The organism is Sphingopyxis sp. (assembly GCF_016704835.1).
Classification (GTDB): Bacteria; Pseudomonadota; Alphaproteobacteria; order Sphingomonadales; family Sphingomonadaceae; genus Sphingopyxis.
This window is the reverse complement of the sequence record NZ_JADIZJ010000021.1, coordinates 905188-920987: the sequence shown is the minus strand read 5'-3', so window position 1 is coordinate 920987 and position 15800 is coordinate 905188. Positions and strand designations below refer to the sequence as shown.

Annotated in this window: 9 protein-coding genes and 5 pseudogenes; 7 read left to right on the top strand and 7 right to left on the bottom strand. The window is 61.7% G+C overall.

Features of this window, described 5'->3' with window-relative positions:
* Nucleotides 1-86: 86 nt before the first annotated feature.
* Nucleotides 87-1383 (top strand): annotated as a pseudogene (locus tag IPF76_RS19605) (IS110 family transposase).
* A 209-nt stretch (nt 1384-1592) separates the two neighbouring features.
* On the opposite strand, the pseudogene IPF76_RS19600 reads toward IPF76_RS19605, so the two are convergent.
* Nucleotides 1593-2376 (bottom strand): annotated as a pseudogene (locus tag IPF76_RS19600) (IS3 family transposase); the annotation flags it as partial.
* A 200-nt stretch (nt 2377-2576) separates the two neighbouring features.
* Here IPF76_RS19600 and IPF76_RS19595 point away from each other — a divergent pair.
* A complete protein-coding gene (locus IPF76_RS19595; RefSeq protein WP_066213761.1) occupies nt 2577-3452 on the top strand; it encodes an alpha/beta hydrolase in 876 nt (291 codons plus the stop codon).
* A gap of 506 nt (nt 3453-3958) precedes the next feature.
* On the opposite strand, the pseudogene IPF76_RS19590 reads toward IPF76_RS19595, so the two are convergent.
* From IPF76_RS19590 to IPF76_RS19565, 6 genes and pseudogenes are all read right to left on the bottom strand, one after another.
* Nucleotides 3959-5688: pseudogene (locus tag IPF76_RS19590) on the bottom strand (strawberry notch C-terminal domain-containing protein).
* Between the two features lie 157 nt (nt 5689-5845).
* Nucleotides 5846-6850, bottom strand: coding sequence for a tyrosine-type recombinase/integrase (locus tag IPF76_RS19585; RefSeq protein WP_024921905.1), 1005 nt, complete (start codon nt 6848-6850; stop codon nt 5846-5848).
* Nucleotides 6810-7761 (bottom strand): annotated as a pseudogene (locus IPF76_RS19580) (tyrosine-type recombinase/integrase). The gene IPF76_RS19585 and the pseudogene IPF76_RS19580 overlap by 41 nt, the downstream one beginning before the upstream one ends.
* The gene (locus tag IPF76_RS19575) at nt 7755-9302 is read right to left on the bottom strand and encodes a tyrosine-type recombinase/integrase (protein ID WP_293847333.1); all 1548 of its coding nucleotides are present in this window, start codon (nt 9300-9302) and stop codon (nt 7755-7757) included. The pseudogene IPF76_RS19580 and the gene IPF76_RS19575 overlap by 7 nt, the downstream one beginning before the upstream one ends.
* A gap of 144 nt (nt 9303-9446) precedes the next feature.
* Complete coding sequence (locus IPF76_RS19570) at nt 9447-11903, bottom strand: strawberry notch family protein (protein ID WP_293847331.1); 2457 nt, start codon at nt 11901-11903, stop codon at nt 9447-9449.
* A 54-nt stretch (nt 11904-11957) separates the two neighbouring features.
* Nucleotides 11958-12347, bottom strand: coding sequence for a toprim domain-containing protein (locus tag IPF76_RS19565; protein ID WP_293847329.1), 390 nt, complete (start codon nt 12345-12347; stop codon nt 11958-11960).
* 593 nt (nt 12348-12940) lie between these two features.
* Here IPF76_RS19565 and IPF76_RS19560 point away from each other — a divergent pair.
* The 5 genes and pseudogenes from IPF76_RS19560 (at nt 12941) to IPF76_RS21030 (ending at nt 15749) form a co-directional block, all read left to right on the top strand.
* A pseudogene (locus IPF76_RS19560) lies at nt 12941-14153 on the top strand (AAA family ATPase).
* A gap of 291 nt (nt 14154-14444) precedes the next feature.
* On the top strand, nt 14445-14660 hold the full coding sequence (locus IPF76_RS19555; RefSeq protein ID WP_366499748.1) for a ParB N-terminal domain-containing protein: 216 nt from the start codon (nt 14445-14447) through the stop codon (nt 14658-14660).
* Entirely contained in the window at nt 14657-15214 is a 558-nt protein-coding gene (locus IPF76_RS19550) for a hypothetical protein (protein ID WP_293847325.1), read from the top strand. Before IPF76_RS19555 ends, IPF76_RS19550 begins: the two co-directional genes overlap by 4 nt.
* Before the next feature lie 155 nt (nt 15215-15369).
* Nucleotides 15370-15621 carry a hypothetical protein gene (locus IPF76_RS21035; RefSeq protein ID WP_366499747.1) on the top strand — a complete coding sequence of 84 codons (252 nt, stop codon included), beginning with the start codon at nt 15370-15372 and terminating at the stop codon, nt 15619-15621.
* Complete coding sequence (locus tag IPF76_RS21030; protein WP_366499746.1) at nt 15591-15749, top strand: replication initiator protein A; 159 nt, start codon at nt 15591-15593, stop codon at nt 15747-15749. The genes IPF76_RS21035 and IPF76_RS21030 overlap by 31 nt, the downstream gene beginning before the upstream one ends.
* The last annotated feature ends 51 nt before the right edge of the window (nt 15750-15800 follow it).

The following is a 15800-nucleotide window of genomic DNA, read 5'->3' as shown; positions in this document are numbered from 1 at the left end:
CTCACTCCGTATCCTGGCCCTATGATCTAACTGGAATTTTCCAGCTCAAAACGGTCCAAGATTCCGGGCGCAGGTCATGACCGACCATGACCAAGCGTAGTTCTACTCCCGCCGATGCCGTGCTGGTAGCCATCGATATGTCCAAGCACCGTCAGGAGGTGCTGATTGAACGCCCGGAGGGTGGCCGGCGGCGGCGCATGACGGTGATGGCCACCAAGGCGGATTACGACCGTCTGGCGGCCGACCTGGCGGACATCGGCAGACCTGTCATCGTCGGCTTCGAAGCCACCGGCAACTACCACCGCACATTGGCACACCGGCTGCTATCTGCGGGATTCGAGCTTCGCTTGATTTCGTCGGTCGCGTTGGCCCGGACGCGCGAGGCTCTGCACAATGGCTGGGACAAGAACGATTCCAAGGACGCCCAGGTAATCCTGCACATGCTGCAGATCGGCGCGACCCAGCGCTACGTCGATCCGCTGGCCGCCGGTATCAACGATCTACAGGAGATGTCGAAGACGCACGAAGCCATTTCAAAGGCTAAGACCCAGACATGGCATCGGATCCTGACACACTATCTCCCGCTGTACTTCCCAGAGATCGAGCGCTTCGCAGGCAACAGCAGGTCGGATTGGTTCCTGGCCTTGCTCGAGCGGTTTCCAACGCCAACGAGCATGACAGCGCTCAGCCAGGAGGCCTTCACGCGCGAGGCGTGGTCACTGGTCGGCCGCAAGGTCTCTAAAGCCCGCTTAATCAACGATATTTACGAGACTGCCTGCGCGTCGGTTGCATTGCCGATCGGCGAAGATTCCGTCTCCATCGCCATGTTCCGCATGGTCATCGCGCAAGCGCGAAGCCTGATCCGGCAACGAGACGAGATCGAACGAACAGCCCATGCCCTGCTTAGCGAGAACCGTGATTACCAGCTCCTGCGAATGATCCCCGGGATTGGGCCGATCAACGCGCTGACCATCCTCGCGGAGGCCGGCGACCTTCGACGATTTGCTCACCACCGCCAGTTTTTGAAGTTCTGCGGCCTCGATCTTGCCACATGTCAGTCCGGCACATTCCGCGGGCGGACCAAGCTTTCAAAGTACGGCAATGCTCGGCTCCGCCGTACCTTCTGGATGGCAACCCAAGTTGCCATCCGCCAGCGCGACAACAGCTTTCGCGACAAGCTCGGGCGATACGTCGCCGGGCATGCAAACGACCCTGATCGCCGCCGAAAGGCGATGACCGCACTCACCGCCAAGATGGCGCGTGTCGCACACGCCGTCATCAAGACGGGAACCGAGTACCGTCCGTTCCTGGAACGGGCGGACACCAGATGGAAGGACCCCTCTCTGTGGAGCCGTGAGGGCGCAGCTGCGACCCTGTAGATAATGTTCGGGCCTTCCATCTGGCATCTGCATCTCATCTTAAGGACGGTGAGGACCACGACCCCCAAGATCGATGGATCCTGTGTTTGCTATGGCCGAGAGCACATTCCTTGACGATGGAAGCCATCTGGATCAAAAAGACAGCAGCGCCGATCCTGATCGGCGCAATGAGATCTGCTGGCCTGTTGCCGCTGCTGCTTCCCAACATAGGACGTTGTCGCTGACGATCATGCCCGGCTTGCCGCGCTCGACGATCAGATCGCTTAGCTCGCGCACGACCCTGCGTCCCGAGATCGACGTATCCGGCACCGCACGCAGGCACTCGCGGGTTACATCGTCGACGATGTTGAGCACCCGGAACCGGCGTCCGGACGCCATCTGGTCGTGCACGAAGTCCAGGCTCCATCGCTGGTTGGGCAGCGCCAGCACGGGCGCCGGTGCGCGTGCACCAATGGCGCGACGCCGGCTCCGCCGACGCCGGACTTCCAGCTTCTCCTCGCGGTAGAGCCGCTGCGTCTTCTTGCGGTTGATCACCACGCCCTCGCGACGCAGCAGGATGTGCAATCGGCGATAGCCGAACCGACGGCGCTGCTGCGCGAGCTCGCGCAGCTTCGACCGAAGCTCGGCATCATCATCCCGCTGCGACCGGTAACGCATGCTCTTCCGATCAGCGCCGATGACTCGACACGCCCGCCGCTCGCTCATCCCCAGGACCGCCTGGAGACGAGCGACCGCCTCTCGCTTCGCAGCGGGCGTTACCAATTTTTTGCGAGAAGATCCTTCAGGCCCGCGTTGTCCAGCATCGTCTCGGCCAGCAGCCGCTTCAGCTTGGCGTTCTCATCCTCGAGCGCCCGCAGCCGCTTCGCCTCCGAGACCTCCAGGCCGCCATACTTGGCCTTCCAGTTGTAGATCGTCGCGTCGGACACGCCGTGGCGCCGGCCTCGGCCTCCTTCAACACGCCAATGATCTGCTCTTCCGTGAACCTCAATCGCTTCATCGTCCGTCCTTCCTTCAGGGCCGGACTCTAATCATGCGTGGAGGAAAATCAGGGGGTCACGTCACCGCCCACCACATCACGTCACTTCTGCCAAAAGGCAGATCATACAATATGCCACGAACTCTAGATTCAGGTGACTGGCGCCAAACTCGAATATTAAATAGACTTTTTTGTAAATCGCCTTACAGTATAATGCCGTCATGTCGGATCAATCAATCACATTCGCCGGTCAGTCGGGCCTTACCATTGCGGCGTCGATAAATGGCCCGGAACGCGGCTTTCCGGTCATTCTGGCGCACGGAGGCGGGCAAACGCGCAGAGCGTGGAAAGCCGTGACCGAGCTACTCGCCAGCCACGGATTCCGGACGATTGCGGTCGATCTGCGCGGGCATGGCGAAAGTGCATGGGCGAGTGATGGGGCCTATCATATTTCCGATTTTGCGGCAGATCTCGTCGCGATCGCTTCGGCGATCGGGAAAAAGCCAGCCATAATCGGCGCGTCCCTTGGCGGAATAGCCGGGATTATGGCTGAGGGAGAATGCGCACCGGGAAGTTTCAGCTCGCTCACCTTGGTCGACATCACGCCCCAGATGGAACCCGGCGGCGTCGCCCGCGTCGTCGGTTTCATGACCGCTCATGCGCGTGAGGGTTTCGCCTCGACGGAGGAAGCCGCACGGGTCATTTCCGAGTATATGCCGCACCGGCCGAGCCGAAAGGCATCGTCCGGGCTCGCAAACTACCTGCGCCGCAAGGAGGATGGACGCTATTACTGGCATTGGGATCCGGCGTTCATCGACGGAATGATGCGGCGCCGCGGGGACTCCAGCGATCAAGGGAGCGCTGAACTCAGTGCAGCGGCGGCCAGCCTCAAACTGCCCGTGCATCTGATCCGGGGCGGTTCGAGCGACCTCGTCTCGCCGGAAGCCGTCAAGCATTTCCAGGGTCTCGTCCCCCACGCGGCATACAGCGACATTGCGAATGCGACGCACATGGTCGTTGGTGATCAGAACGACGCTTTCGGTCAGTCGATCGTCAACTTTCTGCTTCGCACCCACGGATCGGAGCTGAAATCGTGATCCCCCTGCCGCGGAGCCGAGCTTCCGAACGGGATCCGTCACTGGCACTCTATGGACACGGCGCAAAGTGGTTATTTGATCGAACCACAAGCAATGGACGCCCCTCAAAATTCCGAGGCCAAAAGCACGCGAAGCTCGCCTCTTAGATCGAGGAAGGCCCACGCCGGGCTCCTCATGGCGGCGGTCGCAGCCGTCCTACTCGGCTTGTGGTGGCATCTGGATTATCAGTCCCGAAGCAAAATTCTGCAAACCACCAATGGCGCCACCATTCAGGCGCATTCGGTAATTGTCGCGCCCAGGGTGGGCGGCTAATTCGCTCGCGTTTTCGTTGCCGAGAACCAATCTGGCCTGCACCGGTGACTGCTTACCCGCGATTTGTCCCTGAATCCGGACAGTCCTAAAGGTCGAACATCGCCGTCGTTTCAATTATGCAGATATCGCCTGCTTGATGGCGTGAAACGCGCCGCCCATCAGACGGGTACCCTCAGCACGACTTACCTGATTGCTCAGGTCTGGACCGCAATGCTGGTGATGATCGCGTCCGCCCGATCGAGGGGCACGAACACCCGCGTCTTGTAAGCGATGATCTCGGTGAAGCAACCCTTAGCCTTGAGTTCGGGAATACGGGCAGCTTCGGCACCCGCAATCTCGATCCTTCGGGAACCGTTCACGCGGGATGTGCGAATGGTGAAATTGAGTGGGTGCGGCGCCTTCCAGGTGCCCCCGCCGAGGATGGCGGCTGCAATTTTAGCCGGATCGGTCGGCACCTTGCGACTGACCCCGAGCTTCTCGAGGGTCGCGTCGACGTAAAGGTCGTGGACATGGCGGCCGAGCCAGGAAGCGCCCGATTTGTCGACAATGCGGTTGACCGTGAGGTCTTCCTTCGGAAGCGCACCCCAAATGGGCAGTAGCAAGCCGGTCGCCAGGTACACCGTCTCGGTGACCAACTGGCTTTCGTCGGCGGCGTACTCCGCTTCCCAAAGCTTCGCGAATTCTGCCTCCGACGCGGTTTCCACGCCGATTCTGCAAGGCGTTCGGCGTGAAGGTATTCGCTGCGCAAGGGGCGGACGAGTTCGTGCCGGTGGATGGTGTTGCCTTCCTCGTCCATGTGCGACGGAGCCCGGATTGCCAGTGCGACCTTCCCCGACTTCTCGTTGCGCAGGAACAGTGGCTTGTCATCGTAGGACGCCAACTTGAGCACCCGCTCAAGCGACAGGACCTTGCGGCGCTGGGTGAGCGACAGTTCGAGGAGGTGGGAGGTCGCGCCGGTCACGGGGTCGGTTCGGATTACCGTATCCGATAGCACCTGGCAGGCCTCAACCGAGATCGTCTCGACGCCAATGTCGAATGTCCCAGCTTCCTTGGCGGCCGCAACGCGGGTTTCGACAAGGGTTAGGAACTCGTCGAAGATGGCGTTCTGCACCGCGATCTTCATGGCAAGAAGGCGGTTGAGCCAGCGCTGGATTGGCGGCAGGTCCTCGCGCAGCACACCGTCCTGGTCGGTAAGTTCGAGCCCGCTCATCGTCTGGAATTCGGCAAAACTGGTGCTCTTAAGCTTGCCGGTGGCGAGAAGCCCGTACCAGTCGTGCAACGCATGTTTGGCATAACTGCTCTCAAGGTTGTCGGCGGCGTCGAACATTCCCTGCCCCCCGGTCTGGCGCTGCCCGCGCGTGAGCGCCCCCAGCGCATCGAGTCGCCGCGCAATGGTGCTGGTGAACCGGGCTTCGCCCTTGCAGTCGGTGGTAACGGGGCGGAACAGCGGCGGGCAGGCCTGGTGGGTGCGGTGGGTGCGCCCGAGCCCCTGGATCGCCCGGTCGGCGCGCCATCCGGGTTCCAAGAGGAAGTGAACACGGCGCTGCTGATTTTTGGCATCAAGGCTGGCGTGGTAACTGCGCCCCGTGCCACCGGCATCCGAAAAGACCAGGATACGCTTGGCCCCGGTCATGAATGCGGTGGTTTCGGCAAGGTTGGTGCGCGGTGATCGGCTTTCGAGGCGCTGCTGTCCGTGTGCATCGCGGACAAGCCGCTTCGACCGTCCGGTCACCTCGGCAACAGCACTGGTGCCGTAATGTTCAAGCAGGGCATCGAGCGCGGTCGGGATCGGCGGCATCGCGCAGATATGTTCGATGAGGTCTGCCCGCGCCGCCTCGGCCTGCGGGTTATAGACCGGGCTCCCGGCCTCGTCCCACATCGGGCGCGAGCGAACATCGCCAAGCTCGTCGACATATTCCTCCATCTGCCGGGTCGGGAACGCACGGGTAAGGTAATCGGCAATTGCTTCTTTGCAGTCGCAGTTTATGTCGAGCGTGGCGGCGGGAGGCGCAGGTTTTCTTCGGTTTTCCATGATTTCACTCCAGATAATATGAGGGTCAGGGGGAATGTTCGGAGACGGGCTAGGCCCGCCTTCGAACGTCGGTAAGCATGGTAATCAGGGCATCGGATGGCGGCTTGAAGCGCCCGGGCTTGATGGCGGGGGCACCGTGAGCCGCGAGGATTTGCAGCTTCTCCTCGGGATCGGCCCGCAGGTAGGTCTCGGTGCTCTGTATGCTGGCATGGCCAAGCCACAACGCGACCTTGCGGATGTCCCCGGTCGCCGCGAGCGTGTGCATCGCGCAGGAATGGCGCAACACATGCGGCGTAACCCGTTTGCCGAGGATCGACGGCTGCTTTGCCGCCGCTGCTTTGACGTGTTCAGCCAGTCGGAATGCAAATCCGTCACGGGTCATAGGCTGCCCGTTGGCATTGAGGAATATCTCGGCAGCTTGCGCGTCGGGCCGTATCGCAAGCCACGCGCGCAATGCGAACTGGGTCTCCTTCCAGAGCGGCAGGACCCGTTCACGCCGACCCTTGCCCATGATGTGCACGGTGGACAGGGAGCGGTCCGGGAAATCGCGCAGCTGAAGCGACACAAGTTCCGATACCCGGAGCCCGCCGGCATAGGCCAGATGCAGCATGGCGCGATCGCGTGTGCCAAGGCGAGTGCGGGGATCGGGGGCGTCGAGCAACGCCTTGATCTCGGCCCGGTCGAGGTAGTCGATCAGCGCCTTGTCGGTCTTCTTGGTCGGGATCGATCTGACGCGGAGCGCCTGGTCCAGGCAGGCCGGAATGCGATACTCTATGTACCGGAAGAAGGACCGGATCGCGGCGAGCCTGCCGTTGCGGGTCCGCACGCAGCTGCCGCGACCGGTCTCGACATGGTCAAGGAAGGCCATGATCATGTCGGTGCCGAGATCCTCGATCTCAAGATCGGTCGGTCGGCGCTTCAGCCGACCGGCAGCGAACTGGACGAGGAGGACGAAGCAGTTGGCATAGGTCTTCACCGTGTGCGGACTGACAGCGCGTTCGCGTGGCAGATGTTCACGCAGGTATGCCGAGAGATGCGGAGCGAGCGCCGTCATGCGGCCTCTCCCGGTAAAGTTGCTCGCTGGCGGCAGCGATGTCGCGCAGCAGCACCGGCGTGGCCTCGAGATACCAATACGTGTTGGCGACCGACGCGTGCCCAAGATAGACGCTGAGTCCGGCCATGTGGTGTGCAATCGCCTCCCTGTCGGGTGGGCAGGACTCAAGGGAACGCACGGCGAAAGTGTGCCGCAAGTCGTGTAGCCGCATCCCGGCCGTTCCAGTTGGTCCGCGGTATCCAAGCTGTCGGGCCAGCCTGACGAACACGATGTGTGCGCGCACTTTATGGGGGGCTCTTCCCCGGATGGTCACGAACAGGTCATTGCCCGTGGCACCGAGCCTTGCCCGGGTGGCGAGATATGCTTCGAGCGCCTGACGGGTCGATGGCTGCAACGCTACAAGCCGCTGTTTACCGAACTTGCCGTTGCGGACGATCAGGCCATCCTCGACCAGATCGCTGCATTGTAACGCGAGGGCCTCGGAAATCCGGAGTCCTGTCGCGGCCAGCAGACCGAACAGGTAGTGATAAGTGTACGGGCTGATCATGCCCTTGGGAGGAACGCCCAGTGCCGCCGTCATGATCGCCCGGACCTGCTCGGGCTTGATGATCGTGGGCGTGGGGCGGGGCCGCTTGCCTCGGCCGAAAACGCCCGCAGGTGGAACCTCGTGGCCCGAATCCTCGGCATGAGCGAAAAGGCTGAAGTTACGTGCGGTGTCGAACCTCCGGCGGGCCACATATTGTGAGCTCGACGTGTGGCACCAGTCGTAGATGCGCTGGACCTGGAGTGTGCCGATCGCCGAAACCCTCGGCGTAGGCAGCGTACTGGCGGAGCATCCGGTCCTGTTCGGAATACTTCCGACCCAGGCTGCGATGCAAAGCGACGTATCTTGAGATGTGTGTGTTCAACATGGCAGGTCTCCGGGCCAGGGCTGCGCGATCTTCATGAGCATCGGCAGATCGACCTTGGCGTAGATGGCAGTGGTCTCGGGCGAGCTGTGACGCAGGATGGTCCCTACGGACTCCAGGCCCGCGCCCGCGCGCAGCAAGTTGGTGGCAAGCGAATGCCGGAATATGTGCGACCCGGTCGGCACCCCTTCGATCCCACCGCGCTCGTGCGTGCGTGCGACGATGCCTGCGATCTCCGCGGACGAGCTGAATGGCCGGAACGGAGCTTGCACGCGCAGGAACAGATGGTCTTCGACGGCCTTCGGGCGGGCTGCCGCAAGATATGCCAGAATCGCGTCGCCGACATCCTGCGGCAGTGGCAACCGGTCCGGCCTTCGGGTCTTGCCCTTGACCCGGATGTACCCGCCCCGCCAATCGATATCGTCGAGCCGCATGTCCCGGACATCGCCCGCTCGCAGTCCGAGCCTGGCGAGCAGGAGAATGATGGCCTTGTCGCGGACTTCCACCGGCCGATCGGTCGGACAGGCTGCAATGATCTTCTCGATCATGGCCGGGTCGACGTGACGGGGTAACGCCGAAAGGCGGTAGCGCTGCACTGATGGTATCGCGTGCAACAATGCCGGTCGGCACTCGCCTTGCACGATCAAAAACCGAATGTAGCTCCTCATTATCGTGACGAGCAGCGATGCCGAACCCGGCGTCTCCTTGCTTCGTCGTTGGAATGCGCGCCTGAGAGCGGCTGCATCCCATTGTGAAGGCTCGCCGAGCATGGGCAGGAGCCGCGTGATATCGGTCCGGTAACGCCGGATCGTCTCGTCGGTCGCGCCGCGATGTTGCTTGAGCCATGTAAGATATGCCGCCATGTGCGGGTTATCGTCCACCACCGGTTCGACCGATGGGATGACGCCCCGACCCCGCAGAAACTCGACGAAGTGCCGAGCGCAGCGCCGCCGCCGCTTGGTGCCCGTGGCGACCAGCTTGCCCCGCTTGCGCCAGACCGGGCAACGGCAATCATGCACGGCGTACTGGTCGATGATCGTGTCGTCGATATCGGCCCACCGTCGTCGCGCAATGCGAAGCCAGGCCACGACATGCTCGGCCTCGGATCGATAGGACTGCGCCGGTCCCTGCGCGAGTTGCAGACTATTGATCGCGTCGAAATAGTCGGCGAGGTGCCGTGGCAAATCGTCGATCCCGTCGTCGACTTCGACGTAGCCTTGATCTTCCAGGAAGCGGACGAAGCGTCTGACCCGCGCTGCAATGTCCGCCTTATATACTGGCTGCTGCGCCGAATACCGGTGGCACCGGCACCGGTGCTTCTCGAACCGCCGAACAGCCCGATCGTCGATCGTGCGGACTGCGATCCCATGCAGCTCCAGCCAATGCAGGAAATGGCGGGCAGCAGCGCCAAACAGAACCGCACAGGCTGACCTCTCGTCGAGCGACAGAGAGGAGAGGAATGCGGTGAGTAGGGTGCCGTGACTGGGCGGGTCTTCGACCCGGAGCGGGGCCGCTCGAAACGGCAATGATGATCTTGTTCGCATGTAGCTTCCTTCGACTTGTTGAGGTCGAAGGAACTGTAATTATCTGAGTGAAATCATGGAAAACCGAAGGAAACCTGCGCCTCCCGCCGCCACACTCGACATAAACTGCGACTGCAAAGAATACGTCTAATGTTGAGCTCAACATTAGATCGCCTCACGGGGTGACAAGTCCAGATCGAGCGCCTCGCGTTCCTCGGGATCGAGCTCATTAAGCCGCCGATTGAGGATTGATTCCGCGGTGCTGACAAGCTGGACGACGACGCTTTCGCCCGCTGCCAGATGCTCATCGACCGCCGGATAGATCGAAGGCAGTTTGAGCGAGAGCAGCACCTGGGCAAAGAACCGCTGCTTGGTGCCCTCAAACCGGCTGCGCGCCGCCGCCTTGGCTCCGCTGTTGAGCGTGCGGTTCTCGAGCGGGTCGACCACGCCGGTCAGTTCCAGCGCGTCCTCGAGGTGCTGGTGGATGATGGTCCAGGCCTCAGCATATTTGTCGTAGATGGCGATCTGCGCTGGGGTGAGTTCATGACGCAGGATGTCGTATTCGATGCCCCCAAAGCTCAGCGCGCGTGAAAGATAGAGCCCCGAGGCCTTGAGATCGCGGGCTACCAGCTCCATCGCGGCGATACCGCCATCGCGGATTTCGCTGATGAACTGCTCGCGGCCCGCAAAGGCCGTGCCCGGCCCCCACAGACCAAGCCGCACCGCATAGGCGAGGTTGTTGACGTCGGATGCTCCCGTTGCCGAGGCATAGAGCACACGAGCGCGCGGTAGGGTGTTTTGCAGCAGCACCCCGGCGATACCCTGCAACGAGCCCTCCTTCTGCCCCAAGGCCCCTTCCCCACCCGCCACACCGCCCATTTCATGAGCCTCGTCGAACACGACGACGCCCTCGAAGTCGGATCCGGCCCAGCGCACGATCTGATCAAGGCGCGTGTCTTCGACGCGCGAGGAACGCAACGTGCCATAAGGAACGAACAGGATGCCCTCAGGCGCGGTTATCTCCTCGCCAATCTTCCAGCGCGACAGTTCAAGAATGTCGGCAGGCAGACCGCCGATCGCACTCCAGTCGCGCTGCGCGTCTTCCAGGAGCGGCGCGTTTTTGCTGATCCAGATGTGACGGCGATTACCGCGCAGCCACTGGTCGAGGATGCAGGCCGCAGCTTGACGCCCCTTCCCTGCCCCGGTGCCATCGCCGAGGAAGAAACCGGTTCGGTAGGCCTCGCCATCTGGGTCCTCCTTGAGCGCAACTTCGCTGGGCGGATGGGTGAAGCGTCCATACAGATCGCGCGACCAGGCCTCGCCGGCATAGATCACGGTTTCAAGCTGGGCGGCTGACAGGAGCCGCGCGGTGACTGTGCGCTCGGGCAGATTGGGCACATATTGCGGTTTGGGAGCCGCGATCGACGCCATGGCGGCGGATTCGACGAGGTGCGTTGGGTGTTCGCCTGCTTCGGGCAGAACCACTCGCGATGGCCGGTAATCGGCATAGACCCCGCGCTGCTCGCCCATTGGGGCCGGCTCATCGAGAACCACATAGGCAACAGGTTTAACCTCGTTGGTTTGTGGGCGACGGATCACGACAGGGCGCGCAGGCCCGCTTTTCACCGCCCGGAAGAAGCTCAGCTTGCCGGCGCGGGAGACTGGGGGCGGCGTGGATCCGCGCAGCGAAGCACGCGTCGGGATGACGGGAATTGCCTCGTAGAGTTCGAGCGGGCTTTGCCTGTTGATGGTCGAGACCGATATGTCGCCCGCAACCTTGTCGATCACAAACACCCGGACCGCGATTCCAGTGCCGTGTTTGGCATAGGCGCCCTTATCGAGCCGCAGCGACAGGACAACCCGCGCGCCTTCGAGCGTATGACGAAATGCATGTGCGTATTTGGCAGACGTTGTGAACCAGTCAGGCATGATCGCGACGACGCGCCCGCCGGGCAGCAGATGGTCGAGCGCTGATCGCAGGTGCCGTGCCGCCGTGTTGGCGTCTTGCCCATGTGATTGCGATATTGAAAACGGCGGGTTCATAACGATGGCGCTCGGACGCGGCATTCCTGATAGCAGCGCGCTGATCTTGGCCCCGTCGTGCCGGGTGACGGGCAGAGCCGGGAACAGACCTTCCAGGATCCCGGCGCGGGTGGGCTCCAGTTCGTTGAGCTGGGTGTTGGCGACATGCGGGCGTGCCAGTGACGCGATGATCCCGGTGCCAGCGCTCGGCTCGAGGAACACGTCGTCAGATGTCAGCCGCGCCAGCTGGATAGCGAGCAATGCGAGTGCGGGCGGGGTCGAGAACTGCTGATACTCGATCTGATCCTCGCTGCGCACGGTATGGGTAGGAAGCTCGCGCGTGATCGCTTCCAGTGTCCGGATTGCCGATGCGCCGTCGCATCTTGAGGTAAGTTCGTGCGCAGTCAGCGTAATCGCCGCCTCGAGCGCCTCGAAACTGTCGCGCTGCTGCCAAAAGCCATCTGCATCGCTGCCACCGGCGGCCTCGGTCATGGCCTGGGTGAGCGCGGCACGGTCGACCGGAATGGCGAGGAGTATCTTGGCGGCAAGGGTCTGGGCGGCAGCAAGGATCGCGGCGGAACGCGAAATCGTCGAGGTCATGGAATTCTCCCGGGAAGGGCCAAAACGGCCGCATCCCTTCGTCCCCCCCTCCCCTCACCGCTTCAGGAGCTGCGCCCAGTCGTTCATGCGCCCCGGTGGCCATTCGGTCTCGATGGTGAGGCCCGGACGTTTGTATGCCTCCCTGGCGCGATCACGGGCACGCCGGCCTTCGGTATCGTTGTCGGCAAGCAGGATCAGCGTCTCGACATCTGATGGGATGGTCAGTTGGTGGAACCGTTTGGCCCCCATGGTCGCCCAAGCCTGAATACCGGTAAGCGACATGTAGGCGGCAGCCGTCTCGAACCCTTCGCACAGGCCAATGGTTCGAGCGGGAGGCCCATTGGTCCAGGCCGCCCCAATTGCCTGCCCGAGACAGAGCTTTTTCAGTCCAGTTGGCCGTGCCGGGATCGAGGAATATCCGCTGGATCGCGGCGATTTCGCCAAGCTTGTGCATGGCGACCAAGAGCGCGGGCTCGAATCTGGCAAAGGCCCCCTGCCCTCGCGGACATTGTGGGTGGAATCGGACATCGCTGAGCGGCGCCCAGATGCCACGTGTGTCGCGGATGTAACGCTCGGCGAGCGTTCCTCGATGGCATTGGCCGCGCGCCAGATGGCGAGATGGGCTTGCCGGGACCGCCTGTTGCTTTCAACGATAGCCCGACGAAAGTCGGGCAGGTGCTCGATGCGTGCAAGTTCGCGCAGAACGTCTCTGGCATCGCAGCCCGCATGGCAGGTGACGAGTATGCCTCGGTCCCCCTGGCGGACCGACAGCGACGGGGTTCTGTCGGCATGGGCCGGGCAAGCGCACATGGCGGTGTCGCCGGACCAGGTACCGCCAAGACGGTGGACCAGGGACCGGAGCTCAGCTGTGGGTCTGTTGCGAACAAGGGACATGGGCATCGAGCCCAGTCCCCTCCCCTCCCCGCGTGCCAAGATCGACGCAACGGCGGCTTCTAGTTCAAACTTCCCGCGCTGGACTGAATGAATTTGACTTGCTATGTGCTCGAAAACATTCATTCGCGCGCATCGGGGCAGTTATGAATTCAGAAGTCTCCCGCATTGCCGAAATGGCTGAAGCTGGCGAAAAAATGATTGAGCGGTTACGGCGGCAGGCGTTCCTTCCGAGAGTCGCAAGGCGCTTTCCGTGCGCTATGGCATCGCCGAAGCTGCAGCACTACTTGGCTGTTCGACCAATCGCATCCGGATGGCCGAGGACGACGGTCGACTACCGCCTCCCCGCCCACCGAAATGGTCGCCGACCGGGCTATTCGATCGAAGCACTTCTCAATATGCGCGATGTTCTGGGTGCTTCGCCTGCCCGAGCGCCACTCGACCGACCTGCAATCATTGCTGTGCAGAATTTCAAAGGTGGTGTCGGCAAGTCGACTGTCACGACACATCTTGCGCACTACTTCGGCGTTCAAGGCTATCGGGTGCTTGTGGTCGACTGCGACAGCCAAGCGACGACTACGACGCTGTTCGGCTTTAATCCGCATTTCAACATAGCCCGCGAGCAGACGCTTTACCCCTATTTGTCGATCGATCCGACACAGACTGACCTGCTCTATGCCGTCCAGAAGACCCCGTGGCCGAACGTCGACCTGATTCCGTCAAACCTGGAATTGTTCGACGTGGAATATGAGCTCGCGGCATCCGGGGCAGACGGCGGCTCGGTCCTCGCATCGCGCTTTCGCAAGCTGAAACGCGGTTTGCAGGGATCTCGCGCGCGACTATGACATCGTCATCCTCGATCCTCCCCCTGCCCTCGGCACGATCAGCCTAGCGGTGATGCAGGCGGCCAATGCTTTGCTGGTACCAATGGCAGCGACGACGCCCGATTTCTGTTCCACGGTTCAGTTCCTCTCGATGATGGATCAGGTGACCTCGCAGCTCGCGCAGGCGGGGATCGAAGTTGAGTATGATTTATTCGGCTGATCTGTTCCAAATTCGATTCCGGAATGATCCCAGTCACGCCATGGTGCGGCAAATCATGGAACAGACGTTCGGTCCTGCGCTTTTGCGGGTCCCGATCCTTGAAAGCGCAGAAATCAGCCATGCGGCTTTACGCATGATGACCGTGTACGAGCTTGAGCGCCCTATCGGCACACCGCGCACCCAAAACGCTGCCGGGCCAACCTCGACGAAGCCCTGGGCCAGGTGGAAGCCATGGTGCGGCGCGGCTGGGGTATAGCGGCACCCGCGAGCGAGGGAGGCAGTGGTCAATGGATAGGATGCCTGCTCGGGAATTGATGTTCATGTTATGTTCGACTATCTTTCGGGAACGCTGGATGGGGAGTTTGTCTGATGGCCCGCAAGCAAAGCGATTATCTGGCCGGTCTCCTTGCCGATGAGGCACCGCTCCCGCCGGGAAAGCCCGGCGATCCCTTTGGTAGTTGAAGATGACCTCCCTGCCCCGCACATTGCCGGACCAGCGCGTGCCAGCAACAGGGCCGGCTTGAGTCTGGCCGAGAGAATGCACTTGCGCGCGCGGCATCGGGTGAGGTTCGGCAGGTCACCCAGCTTCTGATCAATCCGGCCAGGGTGCGCCTCTGGGCTGGTAATGCTCGAATTCAGGAGCGTCTCCTGGTTGAGGCGGTGCAAGATCTGATCGACTCAATCCTCGCCGAGGGTGGTCAGAAGGTTCCTGTCGTGGTGCGCCATGTCAGCGGTGATCCCGACTATGACTATGAGGTGATCGCGGGCACCCGGCGGCATTTGCGATCTCGTGGCTGCGCGCCAACTCTTATCCGGAAATGAAGCTGCTCGCCCAGGTCGCCGATCTGGATGACGAGGCAGCTTTCCGTCTCGCCGACATTGAGAACCGCGCGCGCAAGGATGTCTCGGATATCGAGCGAAAGCGCAACTATGCTGCGGCGCTTGAAGCCCATTATGGCGGCAAGGCGGTGCGCATGGCCGAACGCTTGAAGCTGTCCAAGGGCTGGTTGTCCAAATGCTCTAGGGCCGCCACAATTCCGGACACCGTGCTGTCTGCGTTCTCTGATCTAAGCGAACGGACACTGAATCCCGCTTATGCTCTAGCGAATGCGTTGGACGACCATAATCGCGCCCAGGCAATCGTTGCCGAAGCGGGTGCCATTGCCACTTCGAACGCGGCGGCCTCTGCCATTGCTTCCCCACCGCTTGCTGGTGCTGTCCTCAAGCGCCTGATGGACGCGTCGAGCGCCCCTAAAGCTCGAGTGGCCGATACGCGGATTGAAATTGCAGGCAGTTTGGCCGACCGATCTTATCCGGTCAATCCGTTACTCGTCAGGGTGCACTCTCCATTTGCCTACAGGTGGCGGTGCCAGTGACGAGCAGTTGCAGAAGGCTTGGCAAACCGTGCTGGAGACATTGCGGCAGAACGGGGTTTCGCTAGCTTGAGCTCGCTTAGTGCCCTTGTAGGAGAGTTTCCTCCGAGGAAACTTCTGTCTGGATGGGGCGAAATGTTTCCTGAGGAAACTTCCCGATGAGCGCTACGAGCACTCCTGAAACACGGGCCGCCAAGCGCGCAATCAACGAACAGTTCGATCTGTTTTGCCGTATCTCGCCGACCTCACTGCGCGATCAGCGCGAGATGATGGAGCGTCCGTTCTTCTCACTGGCCAAGACCAAGCGGGTAAAGGCGATTGATTACACGTCGCCCGATGGCAACTATGGGTCAACGTCTCGTCCAACCCGCAATTTGGCATGGCAACTATCTGGGACGCCGACATCCTGATTTACTGCGCCTCGATGCTGGCCGACATGCAGCGACGCGGGCTGAACGACATTCCTCGCACGCTTCATATCATGCCATACGATTTGTTGCGGCGCCATTGGACGCCCCACTACGGGACGGGCTTATGAGCTGCTTTGGCCAGGCACTGGATCGACTTGTGTCTACTACTGTCAAGACCA